We start from the raw sequence: 15,184 nt of genomic DNA, 5'->3' as shown, positions 1-15,184 counted from the left end.
CGGGCAGGGCCGAAGGTCCCCGGGGGAGGGGACCTCGGGACCGGGCAGCCCCCGCCCCGCCTGCGGCGGGAAAGGACGGAGGTCCTGCGGGTAAGGGCCGTTCGGCTGGGTGAACGGTCCGCCACAAACGGTCAAATAGGGACGACCCCTCCCGCAGGAGGCGCGGACCACCGTCCGGTCGCCTCCCTCGGTGCGAAAGCAGACCCGGACCGCTGAGCGGTCCATGCCGTGGGGAGACCGCCGCCGATCGGCGAGCGGCCAGGTCACCACATAGGGAAAACACAGATGGAAGAGGAAACAGGCGGGCGCCCGCAGGGCACGCTCGCCACACAACAGCCGGCCCGGGAGGGCACACCGCCCGCGCACGCCGGAGGCGGGGCTCGCCTAGGGTTGCCCCAGGCGACGGCGCTGGTCGTCGGGAACATCGTCGGCACCGGGATCTTCCTGCTCCCGGCCTCGCTGGCGGCGTTCGGAACCGTGAGCATCCTGGCGTTCGGCATCGTCACCCTCGGCGCGCTCGCGCTTGCCGTCGTCTTCGGCCGGCTCGGCCGGCGCATCCCCGCCTCCGGCGGGCCGTACGCCTACGCCCGCGAGGGCTTCGGGGAGTTCCCCGGCTTCCTCAACGCCTGGTCCTTCTGGATCACCGCCTGGGCGGGCAACGCCGGCATCGCCTTCGCCTGGGTCGGCTACGTCGTCTACTTCGCCGACGCCGCGTTCGGCCTCGACTGGAGCAGCGTCCCCGCCCAGGTGGTCATCGGACTGACGGGCCTGTGGATCCCGGCGCTCATCAACCTCGCCGGCGTCACCAAAATGGGCCTGTTCCAGCTGGTCACCACCATCCTGAAGTTCGCCCCGCTGATCTTCGTCGCGATCATCGGCCTGTTCTTCGTCCAGGCGGACAACTTCGGCCCCTTCAACGCCACGGACGGCTCATGGATCGGCGCCCTCTCGGTGGCGGCCGCGCTGGTGCTGTTCGCCTACTCCGGCGTGGAGAGCGCCAGCATCGCCGCAGAGAAGGTCTCCGATCCCGAGCGCAACATCGGCCGCGCCAGCGTCTACGGCACCCTGGCCTGCGCGGTGCTCTACATGCTCGGCACCATCGCCGTCTTCGGCACCGTCCCCCACGACAAGCTGGTGGACTCCACCGCCCCCTTCGCCGACGCGATCAACGCGATGTTCGGCGGCAGCGCCTGGGGCGTGGTGATGGCCGCCTTCGCGATCATCTCCGGCATCGGCGCGCTCAACGGGTGGACCCTGCTGGTCGCCGAGATGCCGATGGCCGCCGCCCGCGACGGCCTGTTCCCGAAGATGTTCACCCGGATGCGCGGCGGCAACGTGCCCTGGGCCGGCATCGTCATCGGCACCGCCCTGACCTCGATCACGTTCGTCCTGGCCTTCGCCGCGGAGAACGCCTTCAACACGATCCTGCTGCTGGCCGCCTTCACCACGGTCGTGCCCTACCTGTTCTCCGCAGCCGCCCAGCTGTTCTGGCTGGCCACCGGCGAGCGGCAGACGGCGCGCAAGGGCCTGGCCTGGAACATGACCCTGGCGGTCGTGGCCTTGCTGTTCAGCTTCTGGATGATCTTCGGCGCCGGCAGCGACGCGGTCTTCCAAGGCACGCTCATGCTACTGGCCGGCATCCCCGTCTACATCTGGGTCAAGGCCTCGCGCGGCGAGTACGGCCCGAAGGAAATCAAGCACATCACCACGGGAGAACTGCGATGAGCTTCCATGTCGGCTCCGAGGTCGGCCGGCTCCGCCAAGTCATCCTGCACAAGCCCGAGCTGTCGCTGAAGCGGCTGACCCCCTCCAACAAGGACGAGCTGCTCTTCGACGACGTGCTGTGGGTGCAGCGCGCGGTGGAGGAACACGAAGAGTGGCAGCAGACCCTGCGGGACCGCGGCATCACCGTGCACCTGCTGACCGATCTGCTGCGCACTACCGTCGACATCCCCGAAGCGCGCAAGCACATCCTCGACGGCAGTGTCGATGAGCGCTTCTTCGGGCCGATGGCCACCGACGCCGTCCGCAACACCTTGGACGGCCTGGACACCGTCATGCTGGCGCGATTCCTGACCGGCGGCATCACCAAACGGGAGATCATGGAGCTGGGCTGCGAGCCCAAGAGCGTCGCCTTCCGTGTGCTGGAGATGGACGACTTCGTGCTGCCGCCGCTGCCCAACCACCTGTTCACACGCGACACCTCCTGCTGGATCTACGACGGCGTCTCCATCAACGCCATGAAGAAGAAGGCCCGCCAGCGCGAGACGGTCAACTACGAGGCGATCTACCGCCACCACCCGATGTTCGCCGGCGGCTACGACCGGCCCGGGACCGAGGACGGCTACCACGTGTGGATGCCCGGCATGGCCGCCGCCCCGGCCACCATCGAGGGCGGGGACGTGCTGGTCATCGGGCGCGGCGCCGTCCTGGTCGGAATGAGCGAGCGTACCCAGCCCCAAGCCGTGGAGACGCTCGCCAACCGGCTGTTCTCCCAGGGCGCGGCCAAGAAGATCGTCGCGCTGAACATGCCGAAGGCGCGGGCGTTCATGCACCTGGACACGGTCATGACCCAGGTGAGCGTGGACACGTTCACCAAGTTCGCCGGTCTGGGCATGCTGCCCTCCTACACGATCGAGCCCGGGGACATCCCCAAGGAACTCAAGATCACCGACCATGCTCCGGAGGAGATGCACAAGGCCATCGCGCGGGCCCTGGACCTGGACGACATCAAGGTGCTGACCGCCACCCAGGACGTCTACGCGGCCGAGCGCGAGCAGTGGGACGACGGCTGCAACGTGCTGGCCGTCGAGCCCGGAGTGGTGGTGGCCTACGAGCGCAATACCACCACCAACAACTACCTGCGCGCCAACGGTGTGGAGGTCATCACCATCCGCGGCAGCGAGCTCGGCCGGGGCCGGGGCGGCCCGCGCTGCATGAGCTGCCCGATCGAGCGCGACGGTATCTGACCTGCGACAGGTCATCTCCCTGCCGGCACCCCGCCGTCCGCCCCGGCAGGACCTTCTCCATCACTGATCCCGCGGGGATCATCACCACGGAGCACACGAAATGGCATTCAATCTTCGCAACCGCAGCTTCCTGAAGGAACTCGACTTCACCCCGGAGGAGTTCCGCTACCTGATCAAGCTAGCTGCGGACCTCAAGGCCGCCAAGTACGCCGGTACCGAACGGCAGCGGCTCAGCGGCAAGAACATCGCCCTGATCTTCGAGAAGACCTCCACCCGCACCCGCTGCGCCTTCGAGGTCGGCGCTCTGGACCAGGGCGCCCACGTCACCTACCTCGACCCGTCCGGCTCGCAGATGGGCCACAAGGAATCGGTCAAGGACACCGCCCGGGTGCTGGGGCGGATGTACGACGGCATCGAGTTCCGCGGCCGCAAGCAGGCCCACGTCGAGGAGCTGGCCGCCTATTCGGGCGTGCCGGTCTGGAACGGCCTGACCGACGAGTGGCACCCCACGCAGATGCTCGCCGACATGCTCACCATGGCCGAGCACAGCGACAGGCCCCTGCGTGAGATCTCCTACGCCTACCTGGGCGACGCCCGCAACAACATGGGCAACTCGCTGCTGGTCACCGGCGCGATGCTCGGCATGGACGTGCGGCTGGTGGCGCCCAGATCCCTCTGGCCCGACGAGGTCGCGGTCGTCAAGCCCGCCCGGGAGCTCGCCGAGACCACCGGCGCGCGCATCACCATCACCGAGGACGTCGCCGAGGGCGTGCGGGGTGTCGACTTCCTCTACACCGACGTGTGGGTCTCCATGGGAGAGGCCAAGGAGGTATGGGAGGAGCGCATCGACCTGCTGATGCCGTACCAGGTGAACACCGCGCTGGTGGAGGCGGCCGGCAACCCTGCGGTGAAGTTCATGCACTGCCTGCCGGCCTTCCACAACAGGGAGACCGCCGTCGGCCAGGACCTGTTCGTCAAGACCGGCCACGAGGCGCTGGAGGTGACCGAGGAGGTCTTCGAATCTCCTCGGTCCATCGTCTTCGACCAGGCCGAGAATCGGCTGCACACCATCAAGGCCGTCATGGTCGCCACCCTGGGGGGCTGAACGATGCGCGTACTGGTCGCCCTCGGCGGCAACGCGCTGCTGCGGCGAGGGCAGAAGCCCGACGCCGACCTCCAGCAGGACAACGTCTGCGTCGCCGCCGCCTCCCTGGCCGAACTCGCCCGCGAGCACGAACTCGTCATCACTCACGGCAACGGCCCCCAGGTCGGGGTCCTGGCGTTGGAGAGCGCCACCGACCCCAACCTCACCCGCCCCTACCCGCTCGACACACTCGGCGCGCAGACACAGGGCATGATCGGCTACTGGATGCTCCAGGCGCTGCAGAACGCCCTACCGGGCCGCCAGGTCATCTCCATGGTCAACCAGACGCTCGTCTCCGCGGTGGACCCGGCCTTCACCGACCCCACCAAGTTCGTCGGCCAGGTCTACGACCAGGCCGAGGCCGAGCAGCTGGCCCAGGGGAACGGCTGGACGGTCAAGCCCGATGGGCCGTACTGGCGCCGCGTCGTGCCCTCGCCCGCCCCGCAGCGGGTGGTGGAGACCCGGCTGATCCGGGGCCTGATCCGCGAGGGCGTCGTGGTGGTCTGCGCAGGCGGCGGCGGCGTCCCCGTCATCCGCAACGAGCGGGGCCGGCTGCAGGGCATCGAGGCGGTCATCGACAAGGACCTTACCGGCTCGATGCTCGCCGAGGCGCTGGAGTGCGACGCCTTCCTGATCCTGACCGACGTGCCGCGAGTCATGAAGGACTTCGGCACCCCCGAGCAGCAGGAGATCCGCCACACCACCCCACACGAACTGCGCGAGCTGGACTTCCCCGCCGGGTCGATGGGGCCGAAGGTCGAGGCGGCCTGCCACTTCGTGGAGACCACCGGCGACATGGCCGCCATCGGCAGGCTGGACCAGGCCCCGCAGATCCTGGAGGGCACGGCGGGCACTATCGTCACCCCCAACGCCACCTGGCCGCTGGCCAGCACACTGTGACGCCGCGAGGCTCCGGGCGGCGGTCCACCGCCGCCCGGGGCCCGGGTGTCCGATCCGGGGCGGAGGTCGCGACGGTAAAGGACCTTCGGCCCCAGCGGATCACCGGCGACCTGACGAAGGTTAACGGTGAGCGCCCGAGAAAGCGGACCTCAGACCGCGACCGGCGCCGATCGAGGATGTGGACGACGCCAGGACCGCACACCATCCGGCCCTTCGTCCACCCCGGCGGGGCCAAGGGAGAACAACGCATGAGCACGCAGGCACGCACCAGGTCCCGGGAACTACGCGACGCCCGGGCCGCCGCCGAACGCCGCCAGAAGAAACGCAACCGCGCGATCACCGCAGGCGGCGGGGTGATCATCGGCTGTCTGCTGATCGCCATCGTGGTCAGCCTGATCAACGCGGCGGGCAGCGGGGGATCCCGGATCACCGCGGCATCGCAGGACAAGGCCGTCGCCCCGGCGATCGCCACGGCCGCGGGAGCCCTCGCCGTCGGCGACGCCGCCGCCCCGGTGAAACTGGAGGTCTACCTCGACTACATGTGCCCGTTCTGCGGGCGCTTCGAGCAGGCCAACAGCACCGAGCTGGATCGCCTGGTCGCCGACGGCGCGGTAAGGCTGGAGCTGTACCCGTTGGCGTTCCTGGACCGGATGTCCAGCGGGTCGCGGTATTCGACCCGGACCGCCAACGCGACCGCCACCGTCGCCGACCGGGCACCCGGCGCGTTGCTGGCCTTCAACACCGCGCTGTTCGCCCACCAGCCCGCCGAGGGCAGCAGTGGCCTGTCCGATGACGAGATCGCCGCCCTGGCCCGGAATGCCGGTGTGCCGCAGGACGTCGCAGACGCTTTCACTGACCGGCTCTTCCAGCCGTGGGTCGAGACCTCGACGGCCGCGGTGTTCAAGACGGGGATCGAGGGCACACCCACCGTGAAGATCAACGGTGAGGTGTTCACCGGTGACCTGTACACCGCCGGGCCGCTGACGGCGGCCGTCACCGCCGCCGAGGGCAGGTGATGGCTGTGCTCCTGGCCCGCCTGCACGGGCTGCGGCACTCGGACGCCTGGCTTTTCGGGACCATGCTGGTGTCGGCGTGCCTGAGCCTGGCCGCCTCCTTCGTGCTGTCGGTCGACGCGCTGCGCCTGGCGGCCGACCCCGGCACCAGTCTGTCGTGCAACATCAACGCCGTCATCAGCTGCGGCACGGTCGCCACCTCCTGGCAGGCACAGCTGTTCGGATTCCCCAATGCCTTCTTGGGACTCGTCGCCGAACCGGTAGTGATCACCATCGCCGTTGCGAGCCTGGGCCGGGTGCGCTTCCCGCGCTGGTTCATGTTCGCCGCCCAGGTGGTCTACACCCTCGGCGTGATCTTCGCATACTGGCTGTTCTCCCAGTCGATGTCCGCCATCGGCGCGCTGTGCCCGTGGTGCCTGCTGGTGACGGTCTCCACCACCCTGGTGTTCGCCACACTGACGCATGTGAACATCCGCGATGGCAACCTGTTCCTGCCGTCCCGCGCGCAGGCGGCGGCCGCGCGCTTCGTCGACGCCGACCTGGACGCCATCGCCGTCGCCATCTGGATCCTGGTCCTGATCCTGGCGGTCGTGACGAAGTACGGCGCCGCCCTGTTCGGATAACCTGGCCGGCTGATGTCGCCGAGCTCGGCGAAGACGCCCCACGATGTGACGGCGGGCACATGTTCTTGCGCGAGCCCAAGGACATGCCGCCCTCCCGCCGACGCACCGAGCGGCTCTACGACCCGCACGCCCGCTACAGCCTCAAACGCGGTGCCGGCTGGAGCGGCGACAAGGTTCACTCCGGTGTGGTCACCACCGCCGCCGGCGCCACCGATGTGGAGATGCTGGTCACGGCATTTCAGGAAGCCGTGCGGGATGAGGTGGCCGGAGGCGGGAGCAGGTGGGTGGACGCGGGCCGGGGCAGGCGGACAGAGCCGTCCACCCATGAAGAATATGACCTTGGTCCCGCCCGCGGGGGCCTTTGCGCCGCAGCCCCGGGCGGGACCCGTCCCGCACTGTTGGGGTGAGACGGCAGCCACGAGCCAACGAGGTGACCCCCATGACCGACTCCCCCGTGAGAACCGCCCCGACCGCCGACGTGCGGATCGCAGTCGACGCTCTGGTGGGCAACGCGCTCAAGGCCCTGGCCGAATACGACTCCTTCACGCAGGAGCAGGTCGACCACATCGTCAAGAAGGCGTCCGTGGCGGCACTGGACCGGCATGGCGCGCTCGCCGCCCTGGCCGTGGAGGAGACCGGCCGCGGCGTCTTCGAGGACAAGGCGGTGAAGAACATCTTCGCCTGCGAGCACGTAACGCACAGCATGGCTGATCTCAAGACGGTGGGGGTCGTCTCCCGCGACGAGATCAACGGGATCGTGGAGATCGCCGACCCGGTCGGCGTCGTCTGCGGCGTCACCCCGGTCACCAACCCCACCTCCACCACGATCTTCAAGGCGTTGCTGGCGCTCAAGACCCGCAACCCGATCGTCTTCGCCTTCCACCCGTCGGCGCAGCGCTGCAGCGCCGAGGCCGCGCGGATCGTCCGCGACGCCGCCGTCGAGGCCGGTGCCCCCGAGCACTGCATCCAGTGGATCACCGAACCGTCCCTGGAGGCCACCTCCGCGCTCATGCACCACGAGGGGGTCTCGACCATCCTCGCCACCGGTGGGAACGGCATGGTCAGGGCCGCCTACTCGGCCGGCAAGCCCGCCCTGGGGGTCGGCGCCGGGAACGTCCCGGCCTACATCGAGCGCAGCGCCAAGCTGCGCCGCGCCGTACACGACGTGGTGCTGTCCAAGACGTTCGACCACGGCATGATCTGCGCCTCCGAGCAGGCGGTCATCCTCGGCCACGAGATCTACGACGCGGCGCTCGCCGAGTTCCGCAGGCTGCACGCCCACGTCGCCACCCCCGAGGAGAAGGCGAAGCTGGAGGAGTTCGTCTTCGGCGCGGCCGCGGGCGGCGAGGGCTGCTCGGGCGCGAGGCTCAACCCCGACGTGGTCGGCCGCTCCCCGCAGTGGATCGCCGCGCAGGCCGGCTTCACCGTCCCCGGCGACACCTCGGTGATCCTCGTCCCGGTGGACGCGGTCGGCCCGGCCGAGCCGCTGACCCGGGAGAAGCTCTGCCCCGTGCTGGCCGTGCTGCGCGCCTCCTCGCGCGAGGAGGGCCTGACGCACGCCGAGCGGATGGTCGAGTTCCACGGGCTCGGGCACAGCGCGGTCATCCACACCGAGGACGCCGCCCTCGCCGAGGAGTACGGCCGGCGCGTCAAGGCGGTCCGGGTGATCTGGAACGCCCCGGCCTCCCAGGGCGGCATCGGCGACATGTACAACGCGTTCCTGCCCTCGCTGACCCTCGGCTGCGGCAGCTACGGCCACAACTCGGTGTCGAACAACGTCACCGCCGTCAACCTGATCAACATCAAGCGCATCGGGCGGCGCAACAACAACCTGCAGTGGTTCAAGATCCCCGCGAAGATCTACTTCGAGCCGAACGCGATCCGCTACCTCGCCGACATGCCGGACGTGCACCGGGTGACGGTCGTCACCGACGCCGTGATGACCCGGCTGGGCTACGTGGACCGGATCATCGACGTGCTGCAGCGCCGCGGCGAGCGGGTGGCCCTGCAGATCGTCGACGACGTGGAGCCGGAGCCCAGCGTCGCGACGGTGGACCGGGGCGCCGAGCTGATGCGCTCCTTCCGGCCGGACACGATCATCGCGCTGGGCGGCGGCTCGGTGATGGACGCGGCCAAGGTGATGTGGCTGCGCTACGAGCACCCGGAGGTGGTGTTCGCGGACATGAAGGAGAAGTTCTTCGACATCCGCAAGCGCGCCTTCCGGTTCCCTGCGCTCGGCGAGCGGGCCCGCCTGGTGTGCGTGCCCACCACCTCGGGCACCGGCGCAGAGGTGACGCCGTTCGCGGTGATCACCGATGGCGCCACCGGCAAGAAGTACCCGCTGGCCGACTACGCGCTCACCCCCAGCGTCGCCATCGTCGACCCGGTGCTCGCGGCCGACCTGCCGCGCGTGGTCACCGCCGACAGCGGCTTCGACGCGCTCACCCACGCCATCGAGTCCTACGTGTCGGTCTACGCCAACGACTTCACCGACGGCCTGGCCCTGCAGGCGGTCAAACTCGTCTTCCGCTACCTGGAGCGGGCGGTACAGCACGGCGCCGCCGACCCGGAGGCCCGGGAGAAGATGCACAACGCCGGCACGATCGCCGGCATGTCCTTCGGCAACGCCTTCCTCGGCATCGTGCACGCCATGTCGCACACCCTGGGGGCCACCTTCCACGTGGCACACGGACGCACCAACGCGCTGCTGCTGCCGCACGTGATCCGCTACAACGGCACCGTGCCGTCGAAGCTGTCGGGCTGGCCGAAGTACGAGGACTATCGGGCCCCGGAGCGCTTCTGCGAGATCGCCCAGGCACTGGGCCTGCCCGCCGCGACCCCGGCGGAGGGGGTGGAGTCCCTCGCGGCGGCCGTGGAGCGGTTGCGCGACGCGGTCGGCATCGAGCCGTCGTTCCAGCGGATCGGCGTCGACGAGGAGGCGTTCCTGGCCTCGCTCCCGCAGCAGGCGATGAACGCCTACCAGGACCAGTGCGCTCCCGCCAACCCGCGCATGCCGATGCTGGACGACATGCAGGACCTGATGCGGGCCGCCTACTACGGCCGTCGCGACGGCGATGCAGAACGCGCCGCGTGACGGGCAGCTCCAAGCAACCGGTGTCCGCGTTCAGGGCGGAAATCCCGCACAGTGGCAGAACCCGTCAGGGTCCGAAGACCCACCGATCAAGCAGGACGCAGCTCCAGCAGATCGTGCGCCGGGGCAGCACCAGCCCGGTGCGCTACCGGCCGGCGATGATGCTGCTCGGGATCGGGCTGGGCGCCGCTTGGGCGGCCGGACCGGCTGCCGGCCACCTACCGCCGCACCCATGGGATCACCTACTTCCACGGCTGCTACTCGGTCGGCGACGACCGCCTGTGGGGGTCAACCGGCTCCGCAAGGGCATCGACCACACGTGGGCCGCCTTGAGGTCGACCCGCGCCGCCCGCCGATGGCGCTCCGATCTACGTGATCCTGGACAACCTGTCGGTGCACAAGAACTGGCGGATCCGCACCTGGGCGAGGAAGAACAAGGTCGAGTTGTACTTCACCCCGACGTATGCGTCCTGGGCCAATCCGATCGAGGCGCACTTCGGGCCGTTGCGGCAGTTCACGATCGCCGGCTCCGACCATCCCAACCACGTGGTGCAGCCCCAGGCCTTGCATGACTACCTGCGCTGGCGCAATGCCAATGCTCGCCATCCCGACGTGCTGGCCGCCCAGCGCCGCGAACGGGCTCGCGTCCGCAGCGAGAAGGGCATCCGCTTCGGCGGACGCCCTCTGCCACGCGCTCGCGCACCCGACCCCCTCGCTCGGCGGCAGCTCCCACATCCTCGACCTCGACTACAGCGGCGGGCAGAAGGTCGACCGCTGGCACACCGACGTCACCTTCGCCGACGACCCGGAGCGGGCCCGGCAGTACGCCGAGATGTTCGCCTCCACCGTCTTCGAGACCGAGCACCCGGTGGTCCGCGTGCACCCGGAGACGGGCGAGCGCTCGATCCTGCTGGGCGACTTCGCCAAGCGCCTGGTGGGCCTGTCGTCCGAGGCCTCGGCCTCGCTGATCCGGCTCGTCCAGGAGCAGGTGACCCAGGTCGAGAACACCGTGCGCTGGCGGTGGGCGCCCGGCGACGTGGCGGTGTGGGACAACCGCGCCACCCAGCACCGCGTCGTGCACGACTTCGGCGACCGGCCCCGCCGTCTGCACCGGGTCACCGTCGCCGGGGACGTCCCGGTGGGCGTGGACGGCCGGCCGAGCACCGTGCTCACCGGTGACGCCGCGGCCTACTCCCCCGTCGCCGCCTGACGGTCCCGGGGGAGACCGCACGGAGAAGGGGGCCGGCGGCCGGGCGCACCCGGCTGCCGGTCCCCGGCGCAGACGTCGGCGGTGCCCCGGAGAGGCGACAACCCGGAAAACGCCGCCTCAGGGAAGGAGTGGCCGTCCGGCCCGCAGGCGGGCGAGCGCCTCGGCCAGGTGCGCCCCCGCCTCGGCGAGCGCCTGCTCCAGCCGGGCAGGGTGACCGTCCAGCTCGCCGAGCCGTACGGCTTCCGCGAAGTTTTCGGCCTCGGCGCAGAGACCGGCCACGGCGCCCGCCCCGACGTTGGCGGCCGCCCCCTTCAGCGCGTGCGCGTGCCGGGCGGTCGCCTCGGCATCCGCCGCGGCGATCGCCCCGGCCAACGCGGCCAGCACGGCGGGGGCCCGCTTCAGGAACGAGACGACGATCCGCCCGACGAACTCGATCTCCTCCGCGGAGTCGTCCTCCATCAGGTCGGCGATGCGGGCGCGGACGCCCAGCCCGGCCTCCGCGGTCGTCGCGGCCTCTCCGGGGAGGGCCGCGGCGACCGGAGCGGGCGGGTCCACACCCGGGACAGGCGGGTTCACGCCACCGCTCCCGGCGGGACCGCCCTGAGCGCGTCCGCCTCCGGTGCGTCGGCCATGCTCACCCAGACGGGTTCCACCAGCTGCACGATGTGCTTGTAGTTGGTCAGGCGTTCCAGGAGCAGCTCGGTGACGCGGACGCCGCGACCGATGAGCACCGGGCCGTTGACGGCGACGACGTCCTCGGCGATCCGCATGCCGACCTCCAGTTCTCCGACGCGGAAGGCGCGCACGGACTCCCGTGCCCCCGCCGCCCCCCGGACCCGGCGCAGGGCGGTCAGCACCGCGTCGTCGTGGCCCCCCTGCCGCTCCAGCGCGGCGACGGCCCTGTCCGCCGCCACCCCGCGGCCGGCGAACCCCTCGAACTCGATCGCCGCGTGCAGCACGCCGACGGCGGCCTCCACGATCGGACTCGACGGCCGCTCCTCGGCCGCCCATCCGTCGCCCCATCCGGTGACGCGGACCGGGCGGAGTCCACGCACGATCTCCACGACGGTCTCGAGCATCGGCACGTCCTGCAGCAGCCGCGCCGCGATGCCCGGCATGGCGGCGATCATCTTCTGCTCGTCGTCCGACAGCGGCCGTCCCCGGTCCAGCTTCTCCAGCACGCTCGCGGGAACGGTGACCGCACCGAGCTGGGAAGCCATGGCGGCCACCTCGATCTCCCAGACGCCGTCCAGCCCGAGCTCCCCGCAGAGCTCGCCCACCAGATCCCGGATGCGTCCCGCGCGGGCGAACGCCTGGGGGTTGGCCAGCTCCAGGCAGCCGAAGAGCGCCTGCAGGCTGGTGCGGAGCGTCTTGTCGAGGATCTCCCGCTCGGTCGAGGCCAGGCGGTGCCGCTCCACCGCGTCGCGGACGGTACCGCGCAGTTCCCTGGTGGGGCAGGGCTTGCACAGGAAGCGGAAGACCTGCCCGTCGTTGATCGCCGAGACGGCGGAGGGCAGGTCGCCCTGGGCCGTGTGCAGGATGCGGGTGACGTCCGGATGGCGCAGGCGCACCTGCCCGAGCAGTTCGATGCCGTCGATGTTCGGCATGCGCATGTCGCTGACCACCGCGGCGAAGGGGCCGTGCTCGGCGAGAGCGGCCAGGGCGGCGCGTCCGTCGGGTGCGGTCACGACGCGGTAGTCCTGGCCGAGCTGGTGGACGAGCGTCTCCAGCACGGTCGGCTCGTCGTCCACCAGCAGGATGGCGGGTGTTTCGGCGGTGGACACCGCTGACCGGTGCCACAGCTCGTTCGACTCGTTCGGCATATCGATCCTGTTCCTCATCGCATCCGTCCGATCGGCATCGCCGGAGCCCTGTTGAGCACAACCGGCCGACCCGCCCGGATTCCTCGACGCAGGACCGTCCCCCGGCCTTCCGGCGCAGGACCGTCCCCCGGCGGGGGACGCCCGCCGGGGGACGCTCAGCCGTTCCCCTCCGCGGCGCGGCGCAGCGCGGCGGCCGGCACCGGGATCGCGGGGAACGGGTTGTCCGGCAGCAGCACGACCCGGCGCGGTCCTCCCGCCAGTCCGGCGGCGTCCAGGTGGAGCAGCGCGGCGCCGACGCCCGCGGCGCCCACCATGTAGCCGGTGTCCGCGGTGACCTCTCCGGGCCGGAGCCTCCGGTAGGCCTGGTACCACCGGTAGCCCCGGTCGTCGTGCCCGGTGGCGCGGGCGATCAGGTCCTCGGCGAGCGTGCGGGCGAACTCCAGGTACCGCTCCTCACCGGCCACGGCCCACAGCCCGGTGAACAGCTCCACCAGACCGGCGGTACCGCAGCACTGGCAGACCGTGTTCCAGTAGCCGTCCGTCCGGCGGCGCGGGATCCCGCTGCGCATGACGCCCCGGGCCAGCCGCTCGGCCCAGTCCAGGTCCCCCCGGTCGCCGGTCACCCGGTGGAGCTCGCAGAACATCCTCGCCACCCCCGCCGACCCCGAGCAGAAGCCCAGGTAGTGCAGGTTCCTCCCCTGCGGCACGTGGTGCGGGACGGCGGCGCACCCGCCGGTCACCACGCTGACCGTGCGGACGAAGTCCGCTCCCCTGCGGGCGGCCTCCAGGAACCGCCCGTCGCCCGTCACGCCGTACAGGCGGGCGAGCAGGAAGGCGGTGCCCGCGGTGCCGGAGAGGAAGCCGGGGGTGACGGCGTCGGTCGGCAGGCCGGGGCAGTCGCCGAAGCGGTGGCCCGGCACCACCAGGCGGGCGATGCGCCGGCCCGCCTCCACGGCGACCTCCTCGTAGGCGGGGACCCCGAGGATCCCCGCGGCGTGCAGCAGGCCGAGCACGATCCCGCCGTCACCGCGCTGCGCCGGGTCCCTCGACCAGCCGAGACCGTCGTCCAGCCGCCGCACGCCGCGGACGATCCGGTCGGCCGCGGCCCTCGCCGCCTCCTCGAACTCCTCCTCGCCCGTCGCCCAGCCCGCCTCGGCCAGGGCGAACACCGTGCCGGTCAGGCCGTGGTAGAGGGACAGGTCCGTCTGGTCCCGCCAGGTGGCGGCCAGGTAGCGGGCTCCGGCCCGGGCGTCCTCCAGGTAGGCCTCGTGGCCGGTCGCGGCGGCGAGCTCCAGGAAGAACAGCACGATGCCCGCCGCCCCCGCGTAGAGCGAGGCGGGCTCGGCCGCCAGTGCCGACCGGCCGCGCGGGTCCGGGTTGGCCTTCCAGTGCCGCCCTCGCCCGTCGTCGACGGCCGCCGTGCGGATCCAGCGTCCGGCCATGACGGCGGCGGTCAGCGGGGTCTCGGCGCGCGCGCTCGATGAGCGGGTCTGGTCCGGGCTCATGACCAGATCATCCCACACATCTGGTAGGAAAATACGGTAATCGCGGGCGGCCCGAGAGGTGAGGAGCGGGCCGGCCGTCGGCTCCCGCGGCCCGGCCGTGAGATCATGCACGGGCGCCTCCACCCCCACCGCAGCCATCCATCCCACCCGGAAAGAAGCGCATGGACGCACGTTCCGAGGCCGGCAGCCGCCTCACCGCCCTGGGCACGCAGTTGCTCGAAGTGCACATCTGGCTCCGCGAGATGCTGGAGGACCTCCAGGATGACATCGACGACTACTTCGACGGCAAGGGACTCCCGGCACGGGACCTGCGCGCCCACTGCCTCTCCTTCTGCACGGCGCTGACGCGCCACCACACCGGCGAGGACAGGGGTGCGTTCCCCGCGATCGCCGAGGAGTACCCCGAGCTGCGCAAGGTGCTCTCCGACCTGCGCACGGACCACAACCAGCTGGACTGGCTGATGGGGAACCTGCAGAAACTACTCGAGTCCCTCCCGGAGGAGCCGGACCCGGCCGCGGCCGCCAAGGTGCGCGAGGAGGTGACGGCGCTGTCGGCGGTCATGCAGACGCACTTCATCTACGAGGAGAAGAAACTGATCTCCGTACTCAACGCGATGGACGTGCCCGAGTGGCGCGAGAACCGGCCCGCCTTCCTGCTGGTCGACGACGCGGACAACGGGGTTCCGCCCGCCGCCGGTCCGGTCGCGGGCCCGTAGTCGCCACCCCGCGACCTGTTGACGACGGGTACGGGACTGCGTACGTTCCGCATGAGCCCGTCTCCCGGGCACCCCGTACCGGAAGGGCCGTGGCCGGACATCGCGCCGGGCCCGCTGGGCACGCCGTCGCCGGAGTTCGCCCGCCGGCAGGAGTCGGGGCCGCTGGAGCCGGCGGCCATGCCCAGCGGGG

General features: G+C 70.9%; 13 protein-coding genes and 1 pseudogene. 11 read left to right on the top strand and 3 right to left on the bottom strand.

Annotated elements, in window-relative coordinates; all coding sequences use genetic code 11:
• The first annotated feature begins 285 nt into the window (after nucleotides 1–285).
• From IEZ07_RS34645 to IEZ07_RS34600, 10 genes and pseudogenes are all read left to right on the top strand, one after another.
• Complete coding sequence (locus IEZ07_RS34645) at nucleotides 286–1,725, top strand: amino acid permease (RefSeq protein ID WP_191898667.1); 1,440 nt, start codon at nucleotides 286–288, stop codon at nucleotides 1,723–1,725.
• Nucleotides 1,722–2,969, top strand: a complete 1,248-nt coding sequence (locus IEZ07_RS34640; RefSeq protein ID WP_191898666.1) for an arginine deiminase — start codon at nucleotides 1,722–1,724, stop codon at nucleotides 2,967–2,969. Before IEZ07_RS34645 ends, IEZ07_RS34640 begins: the two co-directional genes overlap by 4 nt.
• 100 nt (nucleotides 2,970–3,069) lie before the next feature.
• Nucleotides 3,070–4,074, top strand: coding sequence for an ornithine carbamoyltransferase (gene argF, locus IEZ07_RS34635; RefSeq protein WP_191898665.1), 1,005 nt, complete (start codon nucleotides 3,070–3,072; stop codon nucleotides 4,072–4,074).
• A gap of 3 nt (nucleotides 4,075–4,077) precedes the next feature.
• Nucleotides 4,078–5,013, top strand: a complete 936-nt coding sequence (gene arcC, locus IEZ07_RS34630; protein WP_191898664.1) for a carbamate kinase — start codon at nucleotides 4,078–4,080, stop codon at nucleotides 5,011–5,013.
• Nucleotides 5,014–5,261: 248 nt separating this feature from the next.
• Nucleotides 5,262–6,029, top strand: a complete 768-nt coding sequence (locus IEZ07_RS34625; RefSeq protein ID WP_191898663.1) for a DsbA family protein — start codon at nucleotides 5,262–5,264, stop codon at nucleotides 6,027–6,029.
• Nucleotides 6,029–6,649 carry a vitamin K epoxide reductase family protein gene (locus IEZ07_RS34620; protein WP_191898662.1) on the top strand — a complete coding sequence of 207 codons (621 nt, stop codon included), beginning with the start codon at nucleotides 6,029–6,031 and terminating at the stop codon, nucleotides 6,647–6,649. The genes IEZ07_RS34625 and IEZ07_RS34620 overlap by 1 nt, the downstream gene beginning before the upstream one ends.
• Before the next feature lie 59 nt (nucleotides 6,650–6,708).
• Nucleotides 6,709–7,056 carry a hypothetical protein gene (locus IEZ07_RS34615; protein WP_191898661.1) on the top strand — a complete coding sequence of 116 codons (348 nt, stop codon included), beginning with the start codon at nucleotides 6,709–6,711 and terminating at the stop codon, nucleotides 7,054–7,056.
• Complete coding sequence (gene adhE, locus IEZ07_RS34610; protein WP_307729048.1) at nucleotides 7,053–9,743, top strand: bifunctional acetaldehyde-CoA/alcohol dehydrogenase; 2,691 nt, start codon at nucleotides 7,053–7,055, stop codon at nucleotides 9,741–9,743. Before IEZ07_RS34615 ends, adhE begins: the two co-directional genes overlap by 4 nt.
• Before the next feature lie 165 nt (nucleotides 9,744–9,908).
• Nucleotides 9,909–10,436, top strand: a pseudogene (locus IEZ07_RS36235) (transposase); the annotation flags it as partial.
• Nucleotides 10,330–10,950 (top strand): TauD/TfdA dioxygenase family protein, encoded by a 621-nt coding sequence (locus tag IEZ07_RS34600; RefSeq protein WP_239321296.1) that lies wholly within the window; start codon nucleotides 10,330–10,332, stop codon nucleotides 10,948–10,950. The pseudogene IEZ07_RS36235 and the gene IEZ07_RS34600, both read left to right, overlap by 107 nt.
• A 117-nt stretch (nucleotides 10,951–11,067) precedes the next feature.
• On the opposite strand, the gene IEZ07_RS34595 is transcribed toward IEZ07_RS34600, so the two are convergent.
• The 3 genes from IEZ07_RS34595 to IEZ07_RS34585 all read right to left on the bottom strand — a co-directional run bounded on the left by IEZ07_RS34595 (nucleotide 11,068) and on the right by IEZ07_RS34585 (nucleotide 14,278).
• A complete protein-coding gene (locus IEZ07_RS34595) occupies nucleotides 11,068–11,526 on the bottom strand; it encodes an Hpt domain-containing protein (protein WP_191898659.1) in 459 nt (152 codons plus the stop codon).
• Nucleotides 11,523–12,773 carry a response regulator gene (locus tag IEZ07_RS34590; RefSeq protein WP_191898658.1) on the bottom strand — a complete coding sequence of 417 codons (1,251 nt, stop codon included), beginning with the start codon at nucleotides 12,771–12,773 and terminating at the stop codon, nucleotides 11,523–11,525. The genes IEZ07_RS34595 and IEZ07_RS34590 overlap by 4 nt, the downstream gene beginning before the upstream one ends.
• A 155-nt stretch (nucleotides 12,774–12,928) precedes the next feature.
• Entirely contained in the window at nucleotides 12,929–14,278 is a 1,350-nt protein-coding gene (locus IEZ07_RS34585) for a lanthionine synthetase LanC family protein (protein WP_191898657.1), read from the bottom strand.
• Nucleotides 14,279–14,439: 161 nt separating this feature from the next.
• Between IEZ07_RS34585 and IEZ07_RS34580 the strand changes: the two genes are divergently transcribed.
• The gene (locus IEZ07_RS34580) at nucleotides 14,440–14,994 is read left to right on the top strand and encodes a hemerythrin domain-containing protein (RefSeq protein WP_191898656.1); all 555 of its coding nucleotides are present in this window, start codon (nucleotides 14,440–14,442) and stop codon (nucleotides 14,992–14,994) included.
• Nucleotides 14,995–15,184: the final 190 nt, after the last annotated feature.

The sequence above is a fragment of the Planomonospora parontospora genome, assembly GCA_014647935.1.
GTDB classification, from domain to species: Bacteria; Actinomycetota; Actinomycetes; order Streptosporangiales; family Streptosporangiaceae; genus Planomonospora; species Planomonospora parontospora.
Note: the sequence above shows the minus strand (reverse complement) of the source record. Positions and strands in the feature narration are given on the sequence as shown.